The 25,277-nt window shown below is 57.0% G+C and carries 22 protein-coding genes and 1 pseudogene; 14 read left to right on the forward strand and 9 right to left on the reverse strand.

Translation table 11 applies throughout. The annotated features are described in order from the left end of the window. Positions 1-322 precede the first annotated feature (322 nt). A complete protein-coding gene (locus BK662_RS18895; RefSeq protein ID WP_123359310.1) occupies positions 323-1,087 on the forward strand; it encodes an SGNH/GDSL hydrolase family protein in 765 nt (254 codons plus the stop codon). A 113-nt stretch (positions 1,088-1,200) separates the two neighbouring features. Here the strand turns inward: BK662_RS18895 and BK662_RS35350 are convergent. Continuing rightward, positions 1,201-1,472: pseudogene (locus BK662_RS35350) on the reverse strand (transposase); the annotation flags it as partial. 259 nt (positions 1,473-1,731) lie between these two features. Here BK662_RS35350 and BK662_RS18900 point away from each other — a divergent pair. Then, a complete protein-coding gene (locus BK662_RS18900) occupies positions 1,732-1,992 on the forward strand; it encodes a DUF6429 family protein (RefSeq protein ID WP_123359311.1) in 261 nt (86 codons plus the stop codon). Positions 1,993-2,211: 219 nt separating this feature from the next. Here BK662_RS18900 and BK662_RS18905 read toward each other — a convergent pair whose 3' ends face one another. From BK662_RS18905 to BK662_RS18925, 5 genes are all read right to left on the reverse strand, one after another. Continuing rightward, positions 2,212-3,606: an undecaprenyl-phosphate glucose phosphotransferase gene (locus BK662_RS18905; protein WP_123359312.1), complete on the reverse strand. Its 1,395-nt coding sequence runs from the start codon at positions 3,604-3,606 to the stop codon at positions 2,212-2,214. A 487-nt stretch (positions 3,607-4,093) separates the two neighbouring features. Then, positions 4,094-4,762, reverse strand: a complete 669-nt coding sequence (locus tag BK662_RS18910; protein ID WP_123359313.1) for a winged helix-turn-helix domain-containing protein — start codon at positions 4,760-4,762, stop codon at positions 4,094-4,096. A gap of 38 nt (positions 4,763-4,800) precedes the next feature. Beyond that, positions 4,801-5,556 (reverse strand): EAL domain-containing protein, encoded by a 756-nt coding sequence (locus BK662_RS18915; RefSeq protein ID WP_123359314.1) that lies wholly within the window; start codon positions 5,554-5,556, stop codon positions 4,801-4,803. 11 nt (positions 5,557-5,567) lie between these two features. Then, on the reverse strand, positions 5,568-6,395 hold the full coding sequence (locus tag BK662_RS18920) for a winged helix-turn-helix domain-containing protein (protein WP_259695941.1): 828 nt from the start codon (positions 6,393-6,395) through the stop codon (positions 5,568-5,570). Between the two features lie 510 nt (positions 6,396-6,905). After that, positions 6,906-7,319 carry a VOC family protein gene (locus BK662_RS18925; protein WP_123359316.1) on the reverse strand — a complete coding sequence of 138 codons (414 nt, stop codon included), beginning with the start codon at positions 7,317-7,319 and terminating at the stop codon, positions 6,906-6,908. Between the two features lie 241 nt (positions 7,320-7,560). On the opposite strand from BK662_RS18925, the gene BK662_RS18930 reads away from it, so the two are divergent. After that, positions 7,561-9,372: an ABC transporter ATP-binding protein gene (locus BK662_RS18930; protein ID WP_123359317.1), complete on the forward strand. Its 1,812-nt coding sequence runs from the start codon at positions 7,561-7,563 to the stop codon at positions 9,370-9,372. Between the two features lie 170 nt (positions 9,373-9,542). On the opposite strand, the gene BK662_RS18935 is transcribed toward BK662_RS18930, so the two are convergent. Further along, entirely contained in the window at positions 9,543-10,265 is a 723-nt protein-coding gene (locus BK662_RS18935; RefSeq protein ID WP_123359318.1) for a pirin family protein, read from the reverse strand. 322 nt (positions 10,266-10,587) lie between these two features. Here BK662_RS18935 and BK662_RS18940 point away from each other — a divergent pair, with 322 nt between their 5' ends. Continuing rightward, positions 10,588-11,538, forward strand: a complete 951-nt coding sequence (locus BK662_RS18940) for a GlxA family transcriptional regulator (RefSeq protein WP_123359319.1) — start codon at positions 10,588-10,590, stop codon at positions 11,536-11,538. Between the two features lie 173 nt (positions 11,539-11,711). Continuing rightward, on the forward strand, positions 11,712-13,190 hold the full coding sequence (locus BK662_RS18945) for an ATP-binding protein (protein ID WP_123359320.1): 1,479 nt from the start codon (positions 11,712-11,714) through the stop codon (positions 13,188-13,190). Here BK662_RS18945 and BK662_RS18950 read toward each other — a convergent pair. After that, entirely contained in the window at positions 13,155-15,959 is a 2,805-nt protein-coding gene (locus BK662_RS18950) for an ATP-binding protein (RefSeq protein WP_123359321.1), read from the reverse strand. The two genes, BK662_RS18945 and BK662_RS18950, sit on opposite strands and share 36 nt — an antisense overlap. A gap of 334 nt (positions 15,960-16,293) precedes the next feature. Here BK662_RS18950 and BK662_RS18955 point away from each other — a divergent pair, with 334 nt between their 5' ends. Both BK662_RS18955 and BK662_RS18960 read left to right on the forward strand, forming a co-directional pair. Then, positions 16,294-16,869, forward strand: a complete 576-nt coding sequence (locus BK662_RS18955; RefSeq protein WP_123359322.1) for a flavodoxin family protein — start codon at positions 16,294-16,296, stop codon at positions 16,867-16,869. A gap of 34 nt (positions 16,870-16,903) precedes the next feature. Beyond that, positions 16,904-17,728, forward strand: coding sequence for an alpha/beta fold hydrolase (locus BK662_RS18960; RefSeq protein ID WP_123359323.1), 825 nt, complete (start codon positions 16,904-16,906; stop codon positions 17,726-17,728). A 33-nt stretch (positions 17,729-17,761) separates the two neighbouring features. Here BK662_RS18960 and BK662_RS18965 read toward each other — a convergent pair whose 3' ends face one another. Beyond that, positions 17,762-18,226: a helix-turn-helix domain-containing protein gene (locus BK662_RS18965; RefSeq protein WP_123359324.1), complete on the reverse strand. Its 465-nt coding sequence runs from the start codon at positions 18,224-18,226 to the stop codon at positions 17,762-17,764. A 275-nt stretch (positions 18,227-18,501) separates the two neighbouring features. Between BK662_RS18965 and BK662_RS18970 the strand changes: the two genes are divergently transcribed. From BK662_RS18970 to ycaC, 7 genes are all read left to right on the forward strand, one after another. Beyond that, a complete protein-coding gene (locus BK662_RS18970) occupies positions 18,502-19,497 on the forward strand; it encodes an MBL fold metallo-hydrolase (protein WP_123359325.1) in 996 nt (331 codons plus the stop codon). 46 nt (positions 19,498-19,543) lie between these two features. After that, a complete protein-coding gene (locus BK662_RS18975; RefSeq protein ID WP_038978367.1) occupies positions 19,544-20,467 on the forward strand; it encodes a LysR family transcriptional regulator in 924 nt (307 codons plus the stop codon). Between the two features lie 531 nt (positions 20,468-20,998). Further along, on the forward strand, positions 20,999-21,379 hold the full coding sequence (locus BK662_RS18985; RefSeq protein ID WP_123359326.1) for a DUF6124 family protein: 381 nt from the start codon (positions 20,999-21,001) through the stop codon (positions 21,377-21,379). Positions 21,380-21,612: 233 nt separating this feature from the next. After that, entirely contained in the window at positions 21,613-22,029 is a 417-nt protein-coding gene (locus BK662_RS18995) for a DoxX family protein (RefSeq protein WP_123359327.1), read from the forward strand. After that, positions 22,022-22,627, forward strand: coding sequence for an antibiotic biosynthesis monooxygenase (locus BK662_RS19000; protein ID WP_123359328.1), 606 nt, complete (start codon positions 22,022-22,024; stop codon positions 22,625-22,627). Before BK662_RS18995 ends, BK662_RS19000 begins: the two co-directional genes overlap by 8 nt. Positions 22,628-22,636: 9 nt before the next feature. Further along, positions 22,637-24,475 (forward strand): amidohydrolase, encoded by a 1,839-nt coding sequence (locus BK662_RS19005; RefSeq protein WP_123359329.1) that lies wholly within the window; start codon positions 22,637-22,639, stop codon positions 24,473-24,475. Positions 24,476-24,543: 68 nt separating this feature from the next. Beyond that, the gene (gene ycaC, locus BK662_RS19010) at positions 24,544-25,170 is read left to right on the forward strand and encodes an isochorismate family cysteine hydrolase YcaC (protein WP_123359330.1); all 627 of its coding nucleotides are present in this window, start codon (positions 24,544-24,546) and stop codon (positions 25,168-25,170) included. The last annotated feature ends 107 nt before the right edge of the window (positions 25,171-25,277 follow it).

Here is a 25,277-nt window from a genome sequence, read left to right on the forward strand (position 1 = left end):
CCGGCTTATTTTTTGGTAGTTTATTGCTGTGCAAGCCTTGAAAAGTCGTTAAAAATTACGGGGCCTCGTGGTTTGGTACTTTTGGGAGCGGCGTCTTACTCCATTTATTTGTTTCACCCCTTAACTGCTCCTGTGGTACCTGAGGCGTTCAAGCGACTTGGTATTATCTATTCTGTTCCGTCGGTGATTGGCAGTATCTTTGTCGCCCTTTGCGTCGGGGCTTTCATGTATCGCTTTGTTGAGTGTCCACTTGCGGGTAGGCTCAATCGCTATGTTAAACACTATTTTAGTGATTCGGCTGATTTTAGAAAACGGGTGAAAAATGAAAATTCTAATGAGAGTGTTGGTAGGGAGTGTTATTGCCCTTGGTTGCTCTTTCTTGGCTGCTGCACCGTTATCGCAACTAGATGTTGTTACGCAATGTGATACTGAAAATGTCAAGGCTTACCGGGTATTGTTTGTAGGTGACAGTATTACTTTGCATGGCTTCAATGAAACTACAAAGAAGAATTTAGGATGGAGTCATACAAGTGGTATGGCCGCATCCTCTAGGCAGTCTGATTATGTAAGTATTTTAAGTCGAGAAATTAGTGATGCCCGAAAGCAGCCGACGGTGGTTTGTTATCACACTGCAGGAGGAAGTGGCACAGTTGACCAGCGACTCCGCGCATTGGGCTATGTAATTAATACGCGCCCAAACCTTGTGGTTATTCAGCTAGGTGAGCACGAAGATATTAGAAGCGGAGTCGGTAATTTAGAAGAAAATTACAGAAAGTTAATTGCTGCTCTCCGTCGACTCGATAGTCGTCCGAGTATCATTGCCGTGGGCCCATGGTCCTTGTCTCGTCAGAATGGCCTTGGGCGTTACAGTGGTTGGTCGGGGGAGGTCGATAGAGTTATGGCGTCGGTCTCCTCTGAAGAGCATGTGCCTTACTCTTCAGTAGCCGATATCGCGGCTCTTCCACTAGCCCATGGCGCCGGTTCATCTGATGGGGTGCGCTGGCATCCGAATGATTACGGGCATAGCCTATATGCTAAACGTTTATTTTTGTTGTACCAGCAGGCAGCCTCCTCAGTGCGTGATTAATTTGATGTTTGAGGATATTGATAGTCGCATCATTGTCAATCTGGTTTGTGTGACGAAGTGGGGCGATATGCTTCTCGCGAAAAGTCGTGACATGTGCGCCACGTAGTCGTCTTCGTCTTCTTGCCCAGCATCCGTTGCAGTGCACGGATCTGCTTGAGCGCATCATACCGCTCGGAAGCCAGCACCACCGCTCACTGATGCCGACAAGCTGCCGTCCTGATACAGCTTGCACCACAGGAACAGTTGGTTGGCATTGGTGTCATTGCGCCGAGCCACCACCAAAACACTTTACCCTGGTTCAAGACTCTCGCGAACCAGGGCGAGTTTTTTGCTTTGAATTCCAGTGACGTTGCCGCTCCCGGCCTAAAAGCTTCCCGCCAGGCATAAGCATAACCATTTGTCTATCCCTTATCGTAAGCGGAAGTGGTGTTCTGTCTTTCATGGGGGCTAGTTCAGATGCTTTCAGATGGTCATACGTTTGTGCCTGTAGTTCAGAGATTGGATGTTGATACTGGTGCTCTAAAAGTTATGGCGTTTTAATAGACGATCCTACAGATACCGTGAACGACACGAACCTCGTGGGAGCCGGCTTGCCGGCGAAGGCATTTTCACGATAAGCGCGCCATAAGCCCGGAGCAACGATCATGGAATACGACGACAAACTGATTGAAGAAGCCGTGCTTGCCCTGTTGACAGCCTTCAGTTTCGATAACGGCAATACTTGGAAAGGGGTCGACTTCGAGACCATGAACCGATTGCATGAACAGGGTTTCATCAGTAACCCGGTGAACAAGAACAAATCGATTTGGTTGACAGCTGAAGGGCTGGAGCGAGGTCGGCAGATAGCCGACCGGTTGTTTGGGGTAGGAACCCAAGTGGGGCATATATCCGACTCGGATACCTGACTTCATACCCCGGCCATTTCCTGTATCACCACGAAGAATATAAAGATTGGCCCCCAAATTCACGACTGCTTCGTCAGAACGCAGTCTTTGGCAGCGGCTACAAAAAAGAGTGCGAATGAGATGAGAAAGAGGGGTTCCGGACAGTCAGAAGTCTGACTGTCCGGGCTGCATCGTTGTTAGCCGCAAGGTGAAGAATAGGCGGGGGGTGAATCTCGGCGATTAATAGATGTCCTTGGAAAAAAGCGTGAAAGGAGTCTTGATCAGGATCTTGATATCAAGCCACAACGACCAGTTGTTGATGTAGTTGAGGTCGATCTCCACACGCTTTTGCATCTTGTCGAGGGTCTCGGTTTCGCCACGGCACCCGCTGATCTGGGCCAGCCCGGTGATGCCCGGTTTGATTCGATGGCGGGCCATGTAAGCCTGAATCTTGCCGGTGTAGTAGTCGTTATGGGCGATCGCATGTGGTCTTGGCCCGACCAGCGCCATATGGCCTTGCAGTACGTTGAAGAACTGCGGCAGTTCATCGATGGAGGTGCGTCGAATGAAGCGGCCGACCGCAGTAATGCGCGGGTCTTCACGGCCGGCCTGGCGGACCTGGTGGTCGTCGTGCAGGCGCATGGAGCGGAACTTCCAGACTTTAATGATCTTGCCGTTCCAGCCGTGCCGTTCCTGTTTGAAGATGATCGGGCCCGGGGAAGAAATCTTCACGGCGGCGGCGATCACCAAAAGCAGCGGGCTGAAGCCGATCAGCGCGAGGGCGGCGAGGCTTCTGTCCAGCAAGGTCTTGCTCAGCGCGGCTGTCGGGTAACTGGTCAGCGGGCTTTCATTAAGGTGGATGGCAGGCAGGCCGTCCAGTTCGCTGATGGAGTGATTGAGCAGCGTCATGCTGCCCAGGTCGGGAACCCAGACCACATCGACATTGGCGTCGAGCAGGTCGATGTACAGCGCCTCGACCTGTTTGGCTTCGCTCAAGGGCAGCGCGATGTACAGCCGCCGGACGTCGTGCACCTGGATCAGCTCACGCAGTTCCTGCAATGGGCCCAAAACCCGGTGGGCATTGACCTGGGTAGACAGCTCGTTTGGATTTGAGCTGATCAGGCCTACCAGCGGCGGGTACTCGGTTTTGGTCAGTTTGTCTGCCAGATTCACCGCCAGTTGATCGGTGCCGATAATCAGGGTGTTGTACTGGCTGTGCAATTGCCGCTGGTAGTGCTTGGAAAAACTGTGCAATGGCAGGTACAGCAAGGCCTGAATGCAATAACCGGCCGCGGCCCAGACCACGATGATTTCCCGGGAGAACAATTCGCTGGTCTTGCTGAAAAAACCAATACTGGTCAGTCCGGCCAGCAGCAGCAGCCATCCCAGTAGCAGGCGCGCCAAGCCGCTGAGGTAACTATGCTGCTTGTGATAGACCAGCAGCAGGGAGTAGGAAGGGACCGAACCGAGGAACGTGAGTACTGCAAGCACACGATAATGGGCGTCGATTTCTCCTGTCTGGTACAACGCCAGACCAAATAACAATGTATTGACCGAAGTGATGGCAATTATCCATTGCCCCCAGAAGGTCAGTCCTTTGGTTATGTTATTTCGATTAATACGATTATGTACCATCGCGGTGTCCCTCGGGCCTGCGCCACGTTGTGTATCAGTCGACGGTTAATAAATGGCAGCCACGCACAAAGGCTGAGCGAGCGCGTCAGTCAGGAAATGTTTTTATTATTAGAAGGGAATAACGGGGCTTATGGCTGGCCATCCAGGCTTTGTTTTAAAGTCAGCTGATACGGTTGTCTCAGTGTCAGGTTTTTATACTAGTACCTAAATCTTTGTGTGTGTCTGACGAATTATAACGGTCGCACTTTCAGAGACCTTGTTATAAAAGGTCGTGCTCTTTTATTAGGAGGATATCGCTCAAACGTCTATATAATTGCAGCATTCGATAAACGTTTGCCGGGTATGCGAGGGATGAAACGGAGCCGGAGCCATGGGAGGGGTTTTGGCGAAAGTCAGGAAATGCAGTGCAAGGCGGCAGGTCATGGGTATGGGGTGTCAGGTGAGCGGGGAGTCGCATTTATTGTTATTGTTTTTTGCGATCTCTCGCTCAGTAAGCGACTCTTATCCTTTGTGCCAGGCAGTAACCACGGTTTCTAACCGAGCGGATCAGCCGTTCTCCATTGGCTGCCGTCTTGAACTTTTTCTGCAATCGGCTCAGGCACATTTCAAGGCCGCTATATTGTTCCGGGTCTTTGTCGATGCGTAGAATAAGATCATTTTTGCTGAGTACACGTCGATCGCTGAGCACCAGTTGGGTGAGCATTAACGATTCGGTACCGGTCAATGGAATAGTGATCTCTTCTTTAACCAATGTTCGATCGTCAGCGTTAAACCACCAGATGTCAGGATTGCCCTGGGTCTCTTTAACCCGACTGACTGCCGAGATAAACTCTTCGTCGGCCACCGGTTTCTTGAGAAAGCCATCAATACCGAAGTGCGAAAAGTGATGAAGTTCCGAAGGTTCGGAGTTAGGCGTTATGAGGATGATTTCCGCATCTTTTTGATTTTTACGGATGAAACTGACATCGCTCAGCGATATGTCCGCCTGGTCGAGCAGGATGTGCGTGAATCGACTTTTTCGGATGCGTTCGCTGCTGAGTTTGCCTGACTCGATTTCAAACGATTTATACAAGCGTTGGGCGAGAAGCGATTCGATTGCTTGTCGTGCCAGTTGATCCCGGGTAAAAATCAGAAAGCTGTTATTCGGCGTGTTCACAATAAGGTTCCTTCCTAGTCTGGTGAAGTTTTCAAAGCTTAAATGAGCTCAGTCGGCGAGTAGTACCTCCCCTGAAAAAAGTCGAAGGGCATGCTGCGAGCCAGTGTGTGTAGTGCTTTGTGCTCCACACGGTCCGCCACGAATTTGATCTTGCTGTCATGGATCATGCCGCTCAGGCAGTCATAAGACCGGTCGAAAAAATCCTGGCTGTTTTCGACCATGATGTCGAAGTTGGATTTGGTCAGATCCACTTTTATGTAATCGAACAGCGTCAGGCTGATCAGTTTTTCAGTGCTATCGTCGCTTAAATCATAGCCATCGAAAGCGATCTCGATCCCGTTGTCTTTCAATAGGTGGATGTGATTGATAATGGTCCTTTTTTCTTTCAGGTTGAACGACAAGAGTGAACTGTTGTTAATACTGGGGATCAGTTGTTGCTCATGCTTCTTGAGTATCGCTTGAGCATCGTTCATTTCCTTAATGAGCGCTTTATCCAATAAAGCAGACTGATTCATGTTCACGAACAGTTTATTGGGCGTCTGTGCGGACGGAAAAGGCGTGGCCTCAATCTGAGAGAGGGCGTTCAATTGGATCCGTGTCAGGACTTCATGATAAATCGCCAGTGGATGATCGGAATGCAGCTGTTGATACCCCTTGTTCAGAGGTGTCTCCTGTTTGGTTGCCTTTGCATAAATTTCGCTGCCGAACAGTTCATCGTTTCTTTTCAGAATCGATTGCCTGAAGAAAACCAATGCGAAGTTTTCATGCACGATAGGTTGCCTGCCGGGCTCCATCATTTAGTCCTTTAAGAGTGAAAGTTTGCTTGATTGACTGATACGACTCCTCGAAGCAGTCGATAGCCATAACCACGAACACTGTGAATGATATTAATGCCAAAGTGTTTTTTGATTTTATTTCGAAGCCGGCTTATGGATTTCTCCAAGACGCGTGAGTCGTAGAGCTTTATATTCAAGCCCATGGATTCGGCCATGCAATCATGGTGCAGAATATTGCCTTCTGCGTTAATAAGTGCCTCCAGGGCTTTCATTTCCTGATAGGCCAGATCCAGTTTGTAATCATTGCTGTATAAGTGCAGGCATGTTTGGTCCAGTATCAACTTTATGCTGGGTTGCCATTCCGGAGTTTCGAACAACGCTGAAATCAGCCTGGCCTTTTCATCCTGATCGTTAGTTACATTGATGCAGTGATCAGCGCCGGCGAGGTAGCATTCAATTTTAGTGTGCGGAGAGCGGTAATTAATGGTTACGATAATGGCCAGTTCGGTCGGGGTCGCACGTAACTTCTTGATCAGTGCCAGGCAGTCATCAAGAATGGAAGGACTTTCAATATCGATTAAAACGGTATCGAGCGTTTGAGTTTCGATATCAAGGCTTAGTGGGTTCGGGTAATCTAATGTATAAATATGCATGAGATTAGGTACAAATAGCTGGCGAAGTTTCTCTGTCGAGCGCCAAGTGCGCCCAATAGCAAGAATACCTCTCTGGCTATTTTCGATTTTGCTCTCAGTGCTCATCATGCAATTACTCTTATGTGCTGGCGTTGCAATCTTAATACACAAAATACTGAAATTATCTGACTTTTTATAACATTTCCAGCCGTCAACACGTGTCATTCCATCCTCAAAGGTTTTAGCTGATTCAACGGCATAGGCAACTCCGAAGGCTTAAACCAGTTGTTTTGATGAGGACCGATTTAGTTGCTGCAGCCTTATCAGTCAGCTCAGGCTCTTTAGGTTGACTTTTCTATGAACAACACAGATGCATCATCTGATCCGCTAATCCTGGCTGCAGAATGAGGCACAACTGAAAGGTCTCGGCGTATGAATTGTGCGGATGCTGGCATTTTGAAAACCGGAGTTGATTTATAAGGATATTCCACTGTGATCTAGGGCCATGCGGGGTGCGCATTCAGGAAGCGAAGCGTGTAACGACCGCCTCTTTTTAGGGCGAACGAAACGGGGGGCTATATTAATTGAGTCTTTATGCATTATATCTGTAATATTTTATGTCAGGAAACTGAATTTGTGATCGTGTAGTTATTCTGTTTGGTTATTGAATACAAAACACTAAAGTTGATATTGAAGCGCCAGTAGTTCGCTGTACTAACCGGGGCGGGGGACCGGTTACTGATCCTTCTCGCAATTCACCATCCACGCGACGCCAAACCGATCGACCAGCATTCCGAAACGAGCTGCCCAGAACGTTGCCTCCAGCGGCATTTGGATACTGCCGCCTTCCGCTAACGCAGCAAATACCCGCTCTGCCTCAGTCACACTGTCGACATTCAATGAAACCGAACAACCGCTCATTTTGGTGGTGGGGCGATCAGGTGTGGTGTCCGACCCCATGATTGCCTGGTCTGCGACCAGCAGCCGCGTGTGAATGATGAGGTTGTGGCAGTCCGCTGGAACATGATCGCGCGCCGGGGTTTCGCCGAAGGTCATCATGACTTCTATCTGGCCTGGCAGGCTTTTGGCGTAGAACGTGAAAGCAGCCTTGCAGTCGCCATTGAAGATCAGGTAGGGATTGATTTTCATGTTTTGCTCCCGGTTATTAAAGAGGGCACATCGGCTGGACGTCATGTTCGTCCTCGAATCTCGATGGGCATTGACTCCACATAGCAAAGCGCTAAAACGTAGCGAGTGATGATGTTTTTTTAGATGTTTTTAATATGGGCGTAGCCAGCCTTATCGCGTCATAACCCCGTAGAGTCGATGGCTCATTCCACGTACTGTAGAACCAGCGCGCACTGACCTCCGCCACCGAGTCCATCACCCTATGCCCGTCCTGACCCGTTTTGCCTCTTTGCTCGACCAGGCGAGACGTGCCTTGTTGCTGGTTTGGGGAACGTCTCGGGGGCTCTTTTTGGGGTTAGTGCTTGCGACGTTGATTGCCGGTGTGCTGCCGGCACTGGCGGCCTGGTTGGGGCAGCGGATTGTGGATGCGGTAGTAACCGCCATGCAGTTGCACGCCCAGCAGGGCAGTGCGCCGTTATGGCCGGTTGTGCGGTATGTGCTGTTTGAGGCGGGCGTGCTTGCGTTGCTGTCCGGGACACAGCGCGCACTGTCGGTTCAGCAATCGCTGTTGCGGGTGCAGTTAGGGCAGAAGGTCAACACGATGATTCTGGAGAAGGCCCAGACGTTATCGTTGGTGCAGTTCGAGAATTCCGAGTTCTACGACAAGCTGGTACGGGTGCGGCGCGAGGCATCGACCCGGCCGCTGGCATTGGTGATGAAGTCGCTGGGGCTGATCCAGAACCTGATCGTGTTGATCAGCTTCGGCGTGTTACTGGTGCATTTTTCGCCGTGGGCGCTGGTGCTGCTGGTAGTTGGGGCATTGCCGGTGTTCTTTGCCGAAGCGCACTTTTCCGGGGATGCCTTTCGCCTGTTCACGCGCCGGGCGCCGGAGAGTCGGCAGCAGAATTACATCGAGACGCTGCTCTCCCATGAGGGCTACATCAAAGAGGTTAAGTTGTTCGGCTTCGCGCCGCTGCTGTTGCAGCGTTATCGGGACACGTTTGCGCGTCTCTACGCCGAAGACCGGCGCCTGACGCTGCGTCGCGATGGCTGGGGATTTGTGCTGGGGCTGCTGGGTACCGCTGCGTTTTATCTGGCCTATGCCTGGGTCGTGGTCGATACCGTTCACGGCAACATCAGCCTTGGGCAAATGACCATGTATCTGGTGCTGTTCAAGCAGGGGCAGGCTGCGGTGAGCAGCAGCTTGAGCGCGATCAGCGGCCTCTACGAGGATGGCCTTTACCTGTCGAGTCTCTATGAGTATTTGGCCGAGCCGGTTATTGCCGATAGCGGAAGTTTGACCGTGGGCGCCGTGCCCGGCGATGGCTTGCGTTTCGAGAACGTCGGTTTCCGTTATCCGGGGGCGAGCCGAGCCGCTTTGCAGGGCATTGACCTGCACCTGCTGCCCGGACACAGCGTCGCGCTGGTAGGAGAAAACGGTTCAGGCAAAACCACGCTGATCAAGTTGCTGACTCGGCTGTATCGCCCCGATCAGGGGCGCATTTTGCTCGATGGCAGCGATTTGCAGTCCTGGGACGAAGAGGCGCTGAGACGGCGCATCGGCGTGATCTTCCAGGACTACATCCGCTACCAGTTCTCCGTGGGTGAGAACATCGGCGTGGGCGATACCCTGGCGTTCAACGATGAAACGCGTTGGCAGAAAGCGGCCGCAGAGGGCATGGCCGCGCCTTTCATCGAACGTCTGGATCGCGGCTACGCCACGCAATTAGGGCGATGGTTCGCCGGTGGGCAGGAGTTGTCCGGTGGGCAATGGCAAAAAATCGCCTTGTCTCGCGCTTATATGCGCCGCGACGCCGATATCCTGATCCTGGATGAGCCGACCTCGGCCCTGGACCCGGCGGCGGAAGCGGCGGTGTTCGAGCATTTCAGTCAACACACCGAAGGCCGCATGACGTTGCTGATTTCTCACCGCTTCTCCAGTGTGCGCAATGCTGACCACATCATCGTGCTCGACCAGGGGGCGATCCTCGAGCGAGGCGATCACGACAGCCTGGTCGCGGCAGGTGGGCGCTATGCACAGTTGTTCAATGTGCAGGCTCGTGGTTATCGGTAGTTTGAAAGTCTCATGAATCACGAGATTGTCGTAAATCCCCAAGGCACCTCAATCCCCTACAAGCGGGCTTGCTCGCGAAGGCGTCGGGTCAGCCATTATTAATGTTGAATGACACACCGCCTTCGCGAGCAAGCCCACTCCCACAGGGGAGCCTTTAGGCTCACCAGACTTTATGGCATTTGCGGCAACTCTTGCGGCCGCAAATCAAACACCAGTACCTCGGCATCCACGCCGTTGCTCAAGGTCAGCACTTGCTCCTCACGCACCCGCACACCATCACCTTCCTGCAACTGCACGCCATTCAGCTCGACACTGCCGCGCGCCACATGCACATAAGCGTAGCGATTGGCCGCCAGCTCCAGTGTGGCGTTTTCCTTGCCGTCGATCAGGCCTGCATACACTCGCGCATCCTGCCGAACTTTCAGCGAACCGTTGGCCCCGTCAGGGGAGATGATCAGTTGCAAGCGCCCGCGTTTTTTCTGCGTGCTGAAATGCTCTTGCTGGTAACGCGGTTTGGCGCCGCTCACCTCTGGCACGATCCAGATTTGCAGGAAGTGCACCGGGCGTGTCGCCGAGTGATTGTATTCACTGTGCGCGACGCCGCTGCCGGCGCTCATTAACTGCACGTCGCCGGGACGGATCACCGAACCGGTGCCCAAGGTGTCCTTGTGTTCCAGGGCGCCTTCGAGCACATAGGAAAAAATCTCCATGTCGCGGTGAGGGTGCTGGCCAAAACCTTTGCCGGCCGCCACGCGGTCGTCGTTAATCACCAGCAGGTCGGAAAAACCCTGCTCCCGCGGGTTGCGATAATTGGCGAAGGAAAAGGTATGGAATGACTTCAGCCAACCGTGATTGGCCGCGCCGCGATCCGAAGCTTTACGAAGGGTCAGCATGATGAAATCTCCTGTCAGGACGTGAATTCGTCCGAGTGAGGAGAAGGTTAATGTTTACCGTTTGGTGCAATAAGTAGATGAAAATTGAAATACTGTCTCTTTCAAGTTGACAGTTTTGCGCACAGGTTCACGTATCCTTGTTGTTACACTTGGCCATAATGCCGGGCGCGATACTTGTGGGAGCGAGCCTGCTCGCGATAGCAGTCTTATAGTCACCATCATCGTGAATGTGAAACCGCTATCGCGAGCAGGCTCGCTCCCACAAGGGATTGGTGTTCGGCGCAATGGTATTAAACAGTTCTCTTTTAGTGACCTTGAACCCATGAAAACCGTGGCAATGCTGCTGTTCCCCGACTTTCTTCTGCTCGACATGGCCGGGCCCATGGAGGTGTTTTCCATCGCCAATCGTTATCTGGCACCGGGCGACCGTTACGAGCTGTCGACCATTGGCACTGAGCGTGGCGCATTGCGAGCCTCAAATGGCGTTAACGTTCAGGCCGATTTGCATATCGATCAGGCGAATGAGTGCTATGACTTATTGCTGGTGCCGGGCGGGCCGGGAGCCTACAACGAAAAACATCCACCGTTGCTGGCCTGGCTTCAGGGCGCTGTCACCCGGGCGAACCTTTATGGATCGATCTGCACCGGCGCGTTCGTGCTCGGGCATGCCGGGTTGCTGGACGGTTATCGCGTGACCACTCACTGGCATTACACCGAACGCTTGATCAAAGGCTTCCCCAAGGCCACCGTCGAGACCGATCAGATTTACGTGCAAGACCGCAATCTCATCACCTCCGGCGGTGTCACGGCTGGCATCGACCTGGCGCTGGCGGTGGTTGCCCAAGACCATGGCAAGAAGGTCGCCCAGGACGTCGCCAAAGTATTGCTGGTGGTGATGAAGCGTCAGGGTGGGCAGGCGCAGTTCAGTCCATTGATGGCGACGGTGGCCCCCCATGAAACGCCGATCACCCGGGTGCAGAACCATGTGCTCGAACACCTCGATGAAGCGTTTAGCATCGAGCGCATGGCCAGTCTGGTGAACATGAGTGCGCGGCATTTTGCCCGGGTTTTCGCCCGGGAAGTGAGCATGACGCCCATGGAATTTCTGCAAAGCGCGCGCATCGACCGCGCCAGGAATCTGCTGGAAACCAGCGACCTGCCGCTCAAGACCGTGGCCTATAAAAGTGGTTTTGGCAGCGTGCGGCATATGCGTTTTCTGTTCAGTGAAAAGCTCGGCCTGACCCCCACTCAGTACCGCGAACAGTTCAGCTAGCGCGATTGTCCGTCATGCGCACCGTGATGGCCGTGACGCTCCTCCCGTGGCCGTTATTCCGTCACCCATGCCTGCCAAGATACCCGTGAACTCTTTGCCATGGGGGTGCGGGAGCCTGGATGGACTGGTGCGATGGACTTGAGCCGGACCAGGTTTTCAGCGCGTGAACGTGCATGAACAGCCTCAGAAATATAAACAGCGATGCGGTGCTGCGATTCGGGCCCTACGCGTTTCACCTGCGTCAGCGATTGATCCTGGAGGGTGATCGCTCACTGCGCATGGGCGGACGAGCCCTGGATATTTTGCAGGTGTTGGTCGAACGCGCCGGCTCAGTGGTGAGCAAGGACGCCCTGATTGCCCACGTCTGGCCGACCTCGGTGGTCGAGGAAATCAATCTGCGCGTGCATATCGCGGCCCTGCGCCGGGCACTTGGCGATGGCCAGAACGGGCAGCGTTATATCGTCAATATTCCCCAGCGCGGCTACAGCTTCATCGCCCCGGTACAACGCGACGGGACAGGCACGCCGGTGCCGGTCGAGACTGCGCACAAGCCTCAGCACAACCTGCCTGCGCGGCTCACCCCGGTGACCGGTCGCGACTCCATCGTCGGCAGTGTGGTCCGGCAGTTGCCGGTTCGACGTCTCATGACCCTGATTGGTCCCGCCGGCATTGGCAAAACTACCGTGGCGTTGCGCGTGGCCGAGCTGCTGTTGCAGCACTATCAGGACGGTGTCTGGATGATTGATCTGGCGGCCATCGATAACCCGGCGCAACTCGTCGAGCATCTGTCGCGCACGCTGGAACGGGACGTCGGCGGGGCGGCGCTGGAGCAACGGCATGCCTTGGTGGTGCTCGACAATTGCGATCACCTGCTCGAATGTTGTCGGGCAGTGGTGGACAATCTGCTGGCCACGGCGCCACGGCTGTCGATCCTCGCCACCAGCCGCGAACCTCTGCGAGCGGCAGGGGAAACGCTGCTGCCTATACCGGCCTTGGCGGTGCCGCCGGCCTCAGCGATATACAGCGTGGCCGAGGCCATGGATTATTCGGCGGTGCAGCTGTTGGTCAGCCGCGCCCGAGCCCGTCAGCAAGGGTTTGCCCTGCGCCAACAGGACCTCAAGGCAGTGCGTGAAATCTGCCGGCGGCTCGACGGCCTGCCCCTGGCCATTGAACTGGCGGTGGCGCAGATCGATGCGTTGGCGCTGGTGGGGTTGCAAGCGCAACTCGGCAACTGTTTGCAGTTGTTGACTCAAGGCCGGCGCACCGCTCTGCCACGCCATCAGAGTCTGAAAGCTGCCTTGGACTGGAGCTATGAACAGCTGGGCCCTATGGAGCAAACCGTGTTGCAGCGGTTGGCGGTGTTCAAAATGGCGTTCACGCTGGACTCGGCGATTGGCGTGATCAGCTGCGCGGTGCTGCGGCCCACCTGCCTGGTCGGAATCATAGAGCAGCTGACGAGCAAATCACTGCTGTCGGTGGAGCAGGGTAGCGGGGTGACCCGTTACCGTTTCCTCAACACCACCCGCATCTACGCCTTGGAGAAACTCGAACACAGCGGTCACTTGCATGCCGTTGAACTGCGTTATGCCCGCTACATCAGCCGGGCACGCTGGACATCAGGCGGGCAGGTGTCTCTGCAGCTCGTCGAGTAGCCGACGGACTTTCATCAAGTCCGGTGTGGCAAAGCCTTCGGTGAAGCGCTGGTAAATCGGCGCGAGCAACTCATGGGCCTGTCGGAAGCGGCCCTGACGCTGCCACAGCTGGGCCAGTGACGTGGCGCTGCGCAGTTCCCAGGCCAGCGCTCCTTGGGTCTTTGCCACGGCTAAAGCTTTGAGTAGCACCGCCTCAGCCGCACTGACCCCGGTCGGGCAATCTTCGGTCAGCAACGCGTCGGCCCGGGCTCGCAGAATTTCCGCGGTGCTCCAGCCCGCCGCGCCGTTTTCGGCCCGTTCCAGCAGCGCTTCATCGATGAAACGGCTGTCCAGTGTGACCATGATTTCCTTGATCAACCCGGTGTTCGCTTGCGGTGACGCGGGCGCATCGGCCCCCTCGATCACCTGCGCGTAATGTCTGGCCCACGTGTAGAACAGCAGCACCGAGTGTTTCTTCGCCTGTTCAAGCAGCAGGTTCAGGAGCTCGCGGGCGACCGGGGTGTCGCCGTTGTACTGAGCGATCAGGCAACCGGCCAGCGCCAGCGTGTAGCAGATGGACGTGCCATGATTGATCTGCATCGCGATGTCGAGCGCTTGTCGTGCAGTGCGCCAGGCTTTTTCCGGGTGCCCTTGTAACCAGAGAATGCGTGCCAGAATGGTCAGGGCTGCGACGCTCTGATCGTAATGCACACCAAAGCAGTAGCTGAAGCGGTTGAGGTGACCGCTCTGGGCCAGGCATTGAATGACCTGTTCGACATTCTCCCGCGCCAGAGCCTGATCCCCGGCAAAGTGCAAGGCCAGAACCCGCAAGCGTTGGGTGCTCAGGGACAACACCGCGTCGCCGTGCGGTTTCAACCGGTCGAATTGTCGGCTCTGCTCCAGGGCCAGTTGGTAGTGGCCGCAACTAAGATCAACCGCCAAATGCCCGGAAATCGCTTTGAGCTGACCGGCCACATCGTTGCACTGTTCGGCCAGGTATTTGGCGCTGACGAACGCTTCGATGGCTTCGGTGCTACTGCCCAGGGTGTGGTAGCAGGAACTGCCGAGGGCGAGCTTGAGGGTCATGGTCAAACGCGGGCAGGGCTGGTGCGTTGCTTCGAGCAACGCCAGGGCTTTACGCACATACACGCCGTGCTCCTTGAGCAGCGACAGCTCCTGCCAGAGCGGCGTCGAGGTCGCGGCGAGGCGGATCGCCAAGGCCTGCGGGCCTTGAGCGTTCAAGCCCCAATCGAGTGCAGAACGGATGTCTTCCAGGCTACGGGCGTAACGCTCGGTCCAGCGATCGCTCGAGATCTGCTCCCAGTCGTTCTGGGCTTGCTGCATCAAGGCCAGGCAGCGTTCGGTGTGGCGCTCGCGGGTGTCCGGCAGTTCTTGGGCCTGGGCGAGTTTTTCCAGTGCATAGTCACGCGTGGTGTCGAGCAGGCGGTAGAACACCTCTTCGTCGCCGACTTCCACATTCAGTAACGACTTGGCGACCAATTGGGTGATCGAGGCGAACACCACGCCGGGGTCGATATGGTCACCGACGATCACGACGGCCGCCGACTCCAGGGTGAAGGCGCCCCGGAACATACCCAGTCGACGCAGGCAGATTTGCTCACAGGCATTGAGCAGTTCGAAGCTCCAGTCCAGCGTCGCGCGCAGCGTCTGATGGCGGCCCAAAGTCGTTTGGCAGCCTTGGGTGAGCAGACGAAAGCTGCCTTGCAGTTGCGACAGCAACCCACTCAAACCCAGGCTGCTCACTTGCGCTGCCGCCAGCTCGATGGCCAACGGTATGCCGTCCAGACGCCGGCAGATTTCAATCGCCAACGGCAATTCGTCTTCGATCAGTTCGAAGCTGTCGTGGCTGGACATCGCCCGCTCGACAAATAATTGCAGCGCCGAAAACGTCAGGGCCTGAGCGCGGTCGAGCACGGCGATGGGCGGCGGGCAGTCCAGCGATTCCAGGCGCTGCACGAACTCGCCTTCGGCCCGCAGGCTCTCGCGGCTGGTGGCCAGAATATGCACCTGGGGCGCCGCGCGCAGGATGCTTTCACTGAGCAACGCAATGGCATCGATCAAGTGTTCGCAGTTGTCGATCACCAGCAGCATCTGCCGTTCGCGCAGGAAGGTCGCGAGACCACTCATGGGTTCGGCGTCGTGCAAGGACAAATCCAGCAGCGTTGCCAAGTGCGTGGTGATCATCAAAGGATCGTTGATCGGTGCCAGGTCCAGCAGATGAATGCCGTCTCGGTAGCGGCCGATCAATTGTTCGGCAACGCGCAGTGCCACCGTGGTCTTGCCGATTCCTCCGGGGCCCACGAGGGTGATGAAACGCTGCCGCGCCAGTTGCGTCACCAGGCTGTCGACCAGAGCCTGACGACCGATCATGCGGGTTCGACGGATCGGCAGGTTATGCCGGCTCGGTTCATTTGCGGCGCTTTTCGGGCTTTGCTCGACGTGCTCCACAGAGAACGGCGCGACAAAACTGTACCCGCGTTGGGCGACAGTGATGATGTAGCGCTGGCCGGCCTGACCGTCACCCAGGGCTTTGCGCAGTGCCGCCATGTGTACCCGCAGGTTGATGTCTTCCACCACGCTTTTGGGCCAGACCCGGGCGATCAGTTGCTGCTTGCTCACCACATGCCCGGCGTGTTCCAGCAGGATCAACAGAATGTCCGTGGCCCGCCGACCCAGGCGCAAGGGCTGGTCGGCCTCCATCACCAGGCGTTGTCCGGGGTAGATCCGGTAAGGGCCGAAATGGATGGCCTGTTCGGGAGAAAGGGTCAACGGGTCACTCCTACTTGCATCCGTCTATCACGCGGTATCCGGGCATATTCCTCAGGTTTTTTCGGCAGCGCAACGCAGCGTCGAGCACCTGGTGGCAGTGCGTATCGGTCACTGTATTCAAGTCAGTCCTGGTCGGTCCCGTATTTATTGGGCGCGATGTCGCTGAAGGCGCTGCAGAATCCATTGGCGCGCCATTAAAAATTAACAACGTTTAACTCGTCCTGCGTCCGGTCTACGCTCAAAAATCCATCCCTTCAAGTTCAACCGAAGGCACTGACCTTCTTGTAACAAAAAGCGTGCCGAAAAAAGGATGAACACTTCTGGAGGAACCGGAATGAGCAACGTGGTGGTGGTCTATCACAGTGGCTACGGGCATACCCGGGTCATGGCCGAAGCCGTGGGCCAGGGTGTGGAACGGCACCTGGGCAGCACCTGCCGGCTGATTCCGGTCGAGGAAGTGGATGAGCACTGGGAACGCTTGCACCGTGCCGATGCCATCATCTTCGGCGCCCCGACTTACATGGGCAGTGCCTCGGCGGCCTTCAAGGGCTTTATGGAGGCCACCGCGTCGTTTTACCTGGCTCAGCCCTGGCGCGACAAACTCGCTGCCGGGTTCACCAATTCCGGCTGCCTGTGTGGCGACAAGCTCAACACCTTGCTGCAGATGACCGTGTTCGCCGCCCAGCACTCGATGATCTGGGTCGGCCTCGACTTGCTACCGGCGCGCAGCAGCATTGGCCTGTTCGATGGGCAGTTGAATCGCCTCGGCAGTTCGCTGGGAGCCATGGCGCAGTCGAACGTCGAACAGTCCCCCGACCTTGCACCGCCGCCCGAAGACCGCCGCACTGCCGCGCATCTGGGCGAGCGGGTGGCACGCCTGGCCGAACGAATGGCCCGCACCTCTTATTAACCGCCGCAAAATCCATGTATGAGGAAACATCACCATGAGTACCTTTACCACCCGAGACGGCACCGAGATTTACTACAAGGACTGGGGCACCGGTCAGCCGATCGTCTTCAGTCACGGTTGGCCATTGAACGCCGACAGCTGGGAGTCGCAGATGATCTTCCTGGCGTCCAAAGGCTACCGGGTCATTGCCCATGATCGCCGTGGTCACGGTCGTTCGAGCCAGCCATGGTTCGGCAATGAGATGGACACTTACGCCGACGACCTGGCGCAGCTGATCGAGCATCTGGACCTGCAAAACGCCGTGCTGTTCGGCTTCTCCACCGGCGGTGGCGAAGTGGCGCGCTACATCGGTCGCCACGGCACTGGTCGGGTGGCCAAGGCCGGGTTGATTTCCTCAGTGCCGCCGCTGATGCTCAAGACCGAAGCCAACCCCGGCGGTTTGCCGCTGGAAGTGTTCGATGGCATTCGTCAGGCGTCCCTGGTCGACCGTTCGCAGCTGTACAAGGACTTGGCCAGTGGTCCGTTCTTTGGTTTCAATCGCCCGGGTGCCAAGCCGTCCCAGGGCATGATCGACTGGTTCTGGCTGCAGGGCATGATGTCCGGCCACAAGAACGCGTATGACTGCATCAAGGCGTTCTCCGAAACCGACTTTACCGAAGACCTGAAGAAGTTCGACGTACCGACCCTGGTGGTGCATGGCGACGACGACCAGGTCGTGCCGATCGAAGCCGCCGGCATCGCCGCGGCGAAACTGGTCAAGGGCTCTACATTGAAGGTTTATCCCGGTGCGCCCCATGGTCTGACCGACACCCACAAGGATCAGCTCAACGAAGATCTGCTGGCGTTCCTCAAGAGCTGATCAAGATCAAAAGATCGCAGCCTTCGGCAGCTCCTACAGGGTTATGTGAACTCCTGTAGGAGCTGCCGAAGGCTGCGATCTTTTGCTGTTGAGAGAGGGCAGGGCACGCACGGCCCGGCAACGCCAGGCAAACGGTGTGATGCCTTCGCTGCGGGTGAAAATACGGGAAAAATGCGCCTGATCGCAGAAGCCGCATTCCAGGCTGATTTGCGTCAGGGTCAGGTCGGTGTGCTGGATCAACTGCTTGGCCCGGGCGATGCGTTGCCGGCGAATCCAGTCTTGCGGCGAGAGGCCGGTGCTGCACTTGAACGCACGGGAAAAATGACTGCGCGACAGGGCGCACGCCCGTGCCAGTTCGGTCACTTCCAGAGTTTCACCGAGGTGATCGAGGATCAACTGCCTGGCCAGATTTTCACGCCAGGGGCTGAGCCCGCCAGTGGTTTTTTTTCGCGTTTCAGTGGAGGACGCGCTGATCGCGTTTTGCTGAAAGTGAGCCATGGCCAATGTCCGTGTCGGAGGGCGCGCGCGGGTGCGCTGCACGGTAAGTCAGCACGTTCCCTCTAAAAATAAAGGTCTGCGCAGAGGGCTTCATTCTTGGTCGCGGGAACTTTGGCTTGCGAGTTAAACGTTGTTAATTCCGCGGTCAGGCCAAGAGTGAAAAAGCCTCAACTGAGCACATCGCTGCAATCGCGCCAACGCAGGGCCGTGCAAGATTGACGACATGTAGCGGCCTGGGCAGGGCCGCTTTTTCTGGCTTGATCAAGGGTGATCTCATGAAGCATTCCTGCGTTTGCATGCTTGGCGGACTTGGCCTGTCATTGGCGCTGATGTCCGGCACCAGCCTGGCCCAGGCACCGGCTCAGGTGAACACTCAGGTACCCGGTTATTACCGGCTCGCGGTGGGCGACTACGAGGTGACGGCGTTGTTCGATGGCTACAACGACCTGTCGCCCAAACTGCTCGAAGGTCTGACCCAAAATCAGATCCGCGCGTTGCTGGCTCGTCGTTCGATTGAAACACCGGGGGTGCAAACCGCCTTCAATGCGTTTCTGGTGAACACCGGCAAACAATTGATTCTGGTGGATACCGGGGCGGGGCAGTGCATCGGTGCCACGGCGGGCCAGCTGTCGGCGAATATGAAAGCCGCCGGTTATCAGCCAGAACAGGTCGATACCATCCTGCTCACGCACTTGCATCTGGATCATGTGTGCGGGTTGGTGGATGGGCAGCACAAGCCAGTGTTCGCCAATGCAACGGTCTATGCGGCCAAGGCCGAAGCCGATTACTGGCTTGACCCTCAGGCCATGGTCAAGGCACCGGCCGGTGCCAAGGAATTTTTCAAGATCGCCCAGGACTCCACCGCGCCGTACATCGCGGCCGGCCGTTTCAAGACCTTTGCTGCCGGGCAGTCGCCAGTGCCGGGTGTTGTCGATGCCGAGCTGGAGGCCGGGCACACACCGGGCAGTACCACGTATCGGTTCAACTCCCAAGGCCAGAGTATTCTGTTCATGGGGGATCTGGTGCATAACCTGGCGGTGCAGTTCGAGCATCCCGAGGTATCGATTCGTTTCGACGTCGACAGTCAGCAAGCGATCAAGAGCCGCGCGAAGGTTTTCAGCGATGCAGCGGCCAGCAAAATCTGGGTCACGGCGGCGCATTTGCCGTTTCCGGGTGTCGGCCATATCACCGCAGTGGACAAGCATTTCCAGTGGGTACCCATCGAGTACGGGCCTTACAAACGAGCGGCGAAAGTGCCGATGATCGAGTAAAGTCCGAAAGACTCGCGCCTGGCTGAACACCAAAGGAACCCTGCCCATGAACCGTAACGATCTGCGCCGTGTCGACATGAACCTGCTGGTGATTTTCGAAGCCTTGATGTTCGAAAAGAACCTGACCCGCGTCGCCGAAAAACTCTTTATGGGCCAACCCGCGGTGAGCGCCGCGCTGGGGCGCTTGCGTGATTTGTTCGACGATCCGTTGTTACTGCGCAACGGTCGCGGGATGGAGCCGACGGCACGGGCGCTGGCGATTCTCAAGGAGCTGCAACCGGCGATGGACACCATCTCGGGGGCGGTCAGCCGTGCCAAGGAGTTCGACCCGACGACCAGCTGCGATGTGTTTCGTATCGGGCTGTCGGACGATGCCGAGTTCGGTCTCTTTCCTCCGTTGTTACGGCAACTGCAAGAAGAAGCACCGGGGATCGTGGTGGTCGTGCGCCGCGCCAATTACCTGCTGATGCCGGCATTGCTGGCCTCCGGCGAAATCTCGGTGGGCGTCAGCTACACCACCGATCTGCCGGCCAACGCCAAACGCAAGAAGTTGCGCGACATTCCGTGCAAAGTACTGCGCGGCGACAACCGGCCAGAACCGCTGACCCTGGATGATTACTGTGCGCGGCCCCATGCCATGGTGTCGTTTTCCGGTGACCTGAGCGGCAATATCGATGTGGATTTGGCCAAGGTCGGGCGCACGCGACGTGTTGTGCTTGGGGTGCCGCAATTCAGTGGGTTACGCGCGTTGCTCGCCGGCACTGAGATGATCGCCACTGTCCCCGATTACGCAGCCTGCGCGTTGGTTGAGGGATGTGCCTTGCGCGCCGAAGATCCACCGTTCCCCATCGACGCTGCGCAATTGTCGATGGCTTGGAGCGGGGTACACGACAACGATCCGGCGGAGCGCTGGTTGCGCTCGCGCATCAGCCAGTTCATGTCTGAACCCCTGAAAATACCGGCCCCGTAGGAGCTGCCGAAGGCTGCGATCTTTTGATCCTGAGGGCCGACCCGATTTTGCGGATATACCCGATCCCTGTGGGAGCGAGCCTGCTCGCGATGACGGAGTGTCAGACGACATCATTGTTGACTGGAAGGCCGCCATCGCGAGCAGGCTCGCTCCCACAGGGGAATGTGTGTTGATTCGAGGGCTGTGTTTAATGGTGTTTAGCGTTACTTCCTGAAAGCTACAGATTCTTGCGCCGTTGCCTACGACTGCGCCAGAATCCGCCGGCTTGTGCGCTTTGGGCCTGATCTTTATCGTTTCCGCATCGCTGCCAATCAGCGATCGGGTTTAGCGACTCGGACTATTCAAAGTGCATCAGTGCTCCAGACTTTATTGCCGACTTTTGACGTCTGCAATTACGTTATGGTGGCTGTATGCGGGAGACCCTCGGGTCTACCGGGTGCCTTTGACCGGTTCGCTAACCTGCATACAGTCGCCACCCTTATTTGTTTAGCGACAGGTGCTGGTGGTGCTATTTTCCAAAGGAGATTCACCATGTTCAAAGCCACACCTAACCCGCCAGAAACCGACGACGTTTCCCCCTACGATCCCCTCGATCCCAAAAAACTCAACGAAGCCGCCGAGCGTGCTCTCGATCACTACCTCAAACCGTCCGACCCCGACGGTGCCAATCAGCCCCCGCGCAAACCGAGCACGATTTACACCGTCGCCCCCAACATCGACATCGAAGAGCTACTGGCCAATGCCAGCGAATCCTTTGCCTCGGCCAAGGTGATCGCCAGTGACTGTGCCGGGTTTCTGGAGGGGCCGCAGCGCAATACGATACTGGGCGTCGCGCAGCTCATCATGCTGGGTGAACTGGCTGTGAGTCGGGCGCTGGATAGTCTGGAGCTGAAGGCCAACCCGGCCCGATAACCTGATCCCTGTGGCGAGGGAGCTTGCTCCCGCTCGGCTGCGCAGCAGTCGTAAAACCTGTGTATGCGGTTTGCCAGACAAACCGTGATTGCGGCTATTTGGGGCCGCTTCGCAGCCCAGCGGGAGCAAGCTCCCTCGCCACAATTCCCGCCGTACAAAGAGAGCACGTACATTCAATTTTTCCCCACCCCTTGGCGGCACTATTCAGGCCAGTGATTGAACAAGGGTGAACCATGAACGCTTCACAACGGGATGAACAGGCGCGGGATGTCGGGCTGCTGTTTTTGCGGGTCAGTGGCGGTCTGTTTCTGCTGTGGGTTCACGGCTTGCCCAAGCTGCTGGACTTCAGTGCGCAGTTGCAACTGATCGAAGACCCTTTCCACCTCGGTGCCCACCTCACCCTGAGCCTGGCGATCTTCGCCGAAGTGCTGTGCCCGTTGCTGATTGTCGCCGGTGTGCTGGCGCGGCTGGCGTGCTTGCCTATTCTATTTGTGCTGCTGGTGGCGCTGCTGGTCGTGCATCCGCAATGGAGTGTGGCCGAAGGGCAGTTCGGCTGGCTGCTGTTGATCCTTTTCACCTCTGTGTTCATCGCCGGGCCGGGACGGCTGGCGCTCAATGTCCGTTTACCCGGAGTGCTCCGTTATGCCTGAAACCCAAACTCAAAAAGCGCCGGGGTCCGATGAGATCGTGACGCTGATCGTCAAGCACCGGGTCAAGGCCGGTTTCGAAGCGGCCTATGAAGCCTGGCTGCGCAATATTGTCAGCGTGGCGGGGCAGAGCGACGGGCATCTGGGCGTGGATGTGATTCGCGGCAAGAACGGTGGCCTCGACATGTTCACCTGCGTGCTGCGTTTTTGCTCGACCGAGGCAATGCAGCGCTGGCTCGACTCGCCGCAACGCCAGTCGCTGATCGACGAAGCCGCGCCGATGCTGGCCGACGGCGACCAGACCGAGGTCAACCCGGTCAATGAATTCTGGTTCTCACCGCTGGCTGAGGCCGGTTCTCCACCGCCGCGCTGGAAGCAGTCTGTGGTGACGTTGCTGGTGATCCTGCCGCACACCTTGCTGGTGCCGCTGCTGTGGGGGCCGCTGCTGCAGCTCAATGCCTTCCTCTCCAACTACGTGGTCGCCACTTTTCTAATCACCCTGACCATTGTGCTGTCGGTGGTGTACGTCTTTATGCCGCTGGCCACGCGCCTGTTCGCGCCATGGCTGGAAGCCGGCCGGTCCCATTCCACACAGCCTTAAGGAAACGCGATGAACGCCGATCTGATTCTGTTCAATGGCCAGTTTCATACTGTTGACCGTGAAAAACCCCTCGCCAGCGCCGTGGCGATCAGCGACGGCCGTTTCGTCGCGGTCGGCAGCGATGCCGAAGCCATGGCCCTGCGCGGTTCGGGCACGCAGGTCATCGACCTCAAGGGCCGTTGCGTCATCCCCGGCCTCAATGACTCGCACCTGCACCTGATCCGCGGTGGTTTGAACTACAACCTCGAACTGCGCTGGGAAGGCGTGCCGTCCCTGGCTGATGCCTTGCGCATGCTCAAGGATCAGGCCGACCGCACGCCGACGCCGCAGTGGGTTCGGGTAGTAGGTGGCTGGAACGAATTTCAGTTTGCCGAAAAACGCATGCCGACCCTGGAAGAACTCAACCAGGCTGCACCCGATACGCCGGTGTTCGTGCTGCATTTGTACGACCGCGCCTTGCTCAACCGCGCCGCATTGCGCGTCGCCGGTTACACCCGCAACACGCCGAACCCGTCGGGCGGCGAGATTGTGCGCGATGCCAACGGTGAGCCGACCGGCATGCTGGTGGCGCGGCCGAACGCGATGATTCTGTACTCGACCCTGGCCAAAGGGCCGAAGTTACCGCTGGAATATCAGGTCAACTCGACCCGCCAGTTTATGCGCGAACTCAATCGCCTCGGCCTGACCAGTGCCATCGATGCGGGCGGTGGTTTCCAGAATTACCCGGACGACTACGCGGTGATCGAGCAGTTGGCCAAGGACCAACAACTGACCATCCGCATCGCCTACAACCTGTTCACCCAGAAGCCCAAGGAAGAACTGACCGATTTCAAGAACTGGACCGGCAGCGTCAAGCTGCATCAGGGCGACGACTTCCTGCGGCACAACGGCGCCGGGGAAATGCTGGTGTTCTCGGCGGCGGATTTCGAAGACTTCCTCGAGCCGCGTCCAGACCTGCCGCAAACCATGGAAGACGAGCTGGAACCGGTGGTCCGCCACCTCGTCGAGCAGCGCTGGCCGTTCCGTTTGCATGCGACCTACAACGAATCCATCAGCCGCATGCTGGACGTATTCGAGAAGGTCAACCGCGACATTCCCTTCAATGGTTTGCCATGGTTTTTCGACCACGCTGAAACCATCACCCCGCAGAACATCGAGCGGGTGAGGGCGCTGGGCGGTGGTATCGCGATTCAGGATCGCATGGCGTTCCAGGGTGAATATTTCGCCGAGCGTTATGGCGCCCAGGCCGCCGAAAACACGCCACCGATCAAGCGCATGCTGGCCGAGGGTGTACCGGTCGGCGCCGGTACCGATGCGACTCGAGTGTCTAGCTACAATCCATGGACCTCGTTGTACTGGATGGTCAGCGGTCGCACCGTCGGTGGGCTGGCGCTGCACAGCGAAGGCCTGCCCCGGCAGACCGCGCTGGAACTGTTCACCCATGGCAGTGCCTGGTTTTCGTCGGAACAGGGCAAGAAAGGCCAGATCAAGGTCGGTCAACTGGCTGACGTGGCGGCATTGAGCGCGGACTTTTTCAGTGTCGAGGAAGAAGCCATCAAGTGGATCGAATCGGTGCTGACCGTAGTCGGCGGCAAGGTGGTGTACGCCGCCGGCGACTTCGAAAAACTCGGGCCGGCCAGCGTGCCGGTGCTGCCGGACTGGTCGCCGGTGGTCAAGGTGCCGGGTCACTGGCGTCCGGCTTCGCCGATGCAGGCGCAGGTTCACCAGTGCAGCGGGCCGTGCGCGGTGCATTCCCACAGCCATGAACGGGCGCGTTTGTCGAACGCACCGGTCAGCGATCTCCAGGGGTTCTGGGGCGCGTTTGGCTGCTCGTGTTTTGCCTTCTAGTCATTTAAAAAAGCGCCGACCTGGCGTGTCGGCGCCCTATGCAACGTCAATCCTGCGAGGAGTTTCACATGAGCAACGTTCCTTACAAACGTCTGAACAAAGATGATGCAGTTGTATTGTTGGTCGATCACCAGACCGGCCTGATCTCGTTGGTGCAGGATTTCTCGCCCAACGAATTCAAGAACAACGTGTTGGCCTTGGGCGACGTGGCCAAGTTCTTCAACTTGCCTACCATCCTCACCACCAGCTTCGACAGCGGCCCGAACGGCCCAATCGTGCCGGAGCTCAAAGAGCAGTTCCCTGACGCGCCGTTCATTCCGCGTCCAGGTCAGATCAACGCTTGGGACAACGAAGATTTCGTCAAAGCCGTCAAGGCTACCGGCCGCAAGCAGCTGATCATCGCCGGCGTGGTGACTGATGTGTGTGTGGCATTCCCGACCCTGTCGGCGCTGGCTGAAGGCTTTGAAGTGTTCGTGGTGACCGACGCTTCCGGCACTTTCAACACCACCGTGCAACAAGCCTCCTGGGCGCGCATGACGGCCGCCGGTGCGCAGCTGTTGAACTGGTTCTCTGTCGCCTGCGAGTTACAAGGCGACTGGCGCAACGACATGGAAGGCCTGGCCAACCTGCTGTCGCAGCGCATCCCGAACTACCGCAACCTGATCAACAGCTACACGACGTTCACTGCGAAGTAAGAGGGACGGCTGCCGGTTTCGGTCGGCAGCTTTAAAAGATCGCAGCCTGCGGCAGCTCCTACGGGGATTTGAGTGCATCTGATCATTTACGGGTGTACACGCAACCC

The sequence above is a fragment of the Pseudomonas frederiksbergensis genome, assembly GCF_003732275.1.
Taxonomy (GTDB): domain Bacteria; phylum Pseudomonadota; class Gammaproteobacteria; order Pseudomonadales; family Pseudomonadaceae; genus Aquipseudomonas; species Aquipseudomonas frederiksbergensis_H.

Bases quoted from the DNA above. Each gene is read 5' to 3' on its own strand.
- BK662_RS18895 (WP_123359310.1), top strand. From the start codon at position 323: ATGAAAATTCTAATGAGAGTGTTGGTAGGGAGTGTTATTGCCCTTGGT.
- BK662_RS18900 (WP_123359311.1), top strand. From the start codon at position 1,732: ATGGAATACGACGACAAACTGATTGAAGAAGCCGTGCTTGCCCTGTTG.
- BK662_RS18905 (WP_123359312.1), bottom strand. From the start codon at position 3,606: ATGGTACATAATCGTATTAATCGAAATAACATAACCAAAGGACTGACC.
- BK662_RS18915 (WP_123359314.1), bottom strand. From the start codon at position 5,556: ATGGAGCCCGGCAGGCAACCTATCGTGCATGAAAACTTCGCATTGGTT.
- BK662_RS18920 (WP_259695941.1), bottom strand. From the start codon at position 6,395: ATGACACGTGTTGACGGCTGGAAATGTTATAAAAAGTCAGATAATTTC.
- BK662_RS18925 (WP_123359316.1), bottom strand. From the start codon at position 7,319: ATGAAAATCAATCCCTACCTGATCTTCAATGGCGACTGCAAGGCTGCT.
- BK662_RS18930 (WP_123359317.1), top strand. From the start codon at position 7,561: ATGCCCGTCCTGACCCGTTTTGCCTCTTTGCTCGACCAGGCGAGACGT.
- BK662_RS18935 (WP_123359318.1), bottom strand. From the start codon at position 10,265: ATGCTGACCCTTCGTAAAGCTTCGGATCGCGGCGCGGCCAATCACGGT.
- BK662_RS18940 (WP_123359319.1), top strand. From the start codon at position 10,588: ATGAAAACCGTGGCAATGCTGCTGTTCCCCGACTTTCTTCTGCTCGAC.
- BK662_RS18945 (WP_123359320.1), top strand. From the start codon at position 11,712: ATGAACAGCCTCAGAAATATAAACAGCGATGCGGTGCTGCGATTCGGG.
- BK662_RS18955 (WP_123359322.1), top strand. From the start codon at position 16,294: ATGAGCAACGTGGTGGTGGTCTATCACAGTGGCTACGGGCATACCCGG.
- BK662_RS18960 (WP_123359323.1), top strand. From the start codon at position 16,904: ATGAGTACCTTTACCACCCGAGACGGCACCGAGATTTACTACAAGGAC.
- BK662_RS18965 (WP_123359324.1), bottom strand. From the start codon at position 18,226: ATGGCTCACTTTCAGCAAAACGCGATCAGCGCGTCCTCCACTGAAACG.
- BK662_RS18970 (WP_123359325.1), top strand. From the start codon at position 18,502: ATGAAGCATTCCTGCGTTTGCATGCTTGGCGGACTTGGCCTGTCATTG.
- BK662_RS18975 (WP_038978367.1), top strand. From the start codon at position 19,544: ATGAACCGTAACGATCTGCGCCGTGTCGACATGAACCTGCTGGTGATT.
- BK662_RS18985 (WP_123359326.1), top strand. From the start codon at position 20,999: ATGTTCAAAGCCACACCTAACCCGCCAGAAACCGACGACGTTTCCCCC.
- BK662_RS18995 (WP_123359327.1), top strand. From the start codon at position 21,613: ATGAACGCTTCACAACGGGATGAACAGGCGCGGGATGTCGGGCTGCTG.
- BK662_RS19000 (WP_123359328.1), top strand. From the start codon at position 22,022: ATGCCTGAAACCCAAACTCAAAAAGCGCCGGGGTCCGATGAGATCGTG.
- BK662_RS19005 (WP_123359329.1), top strand. From the start codon at position 22,637: ATGAACGCCGATCTGATTCTGTTCAATGGCCAGTTTCATACTGTTGAC.
- ycaC (WP_123359330.1), top strand. From the start codon at position 24,544: ATGAGCAACGTTCCTTACAAACGTCTGAACAAAGATGATGCAGTTGTA.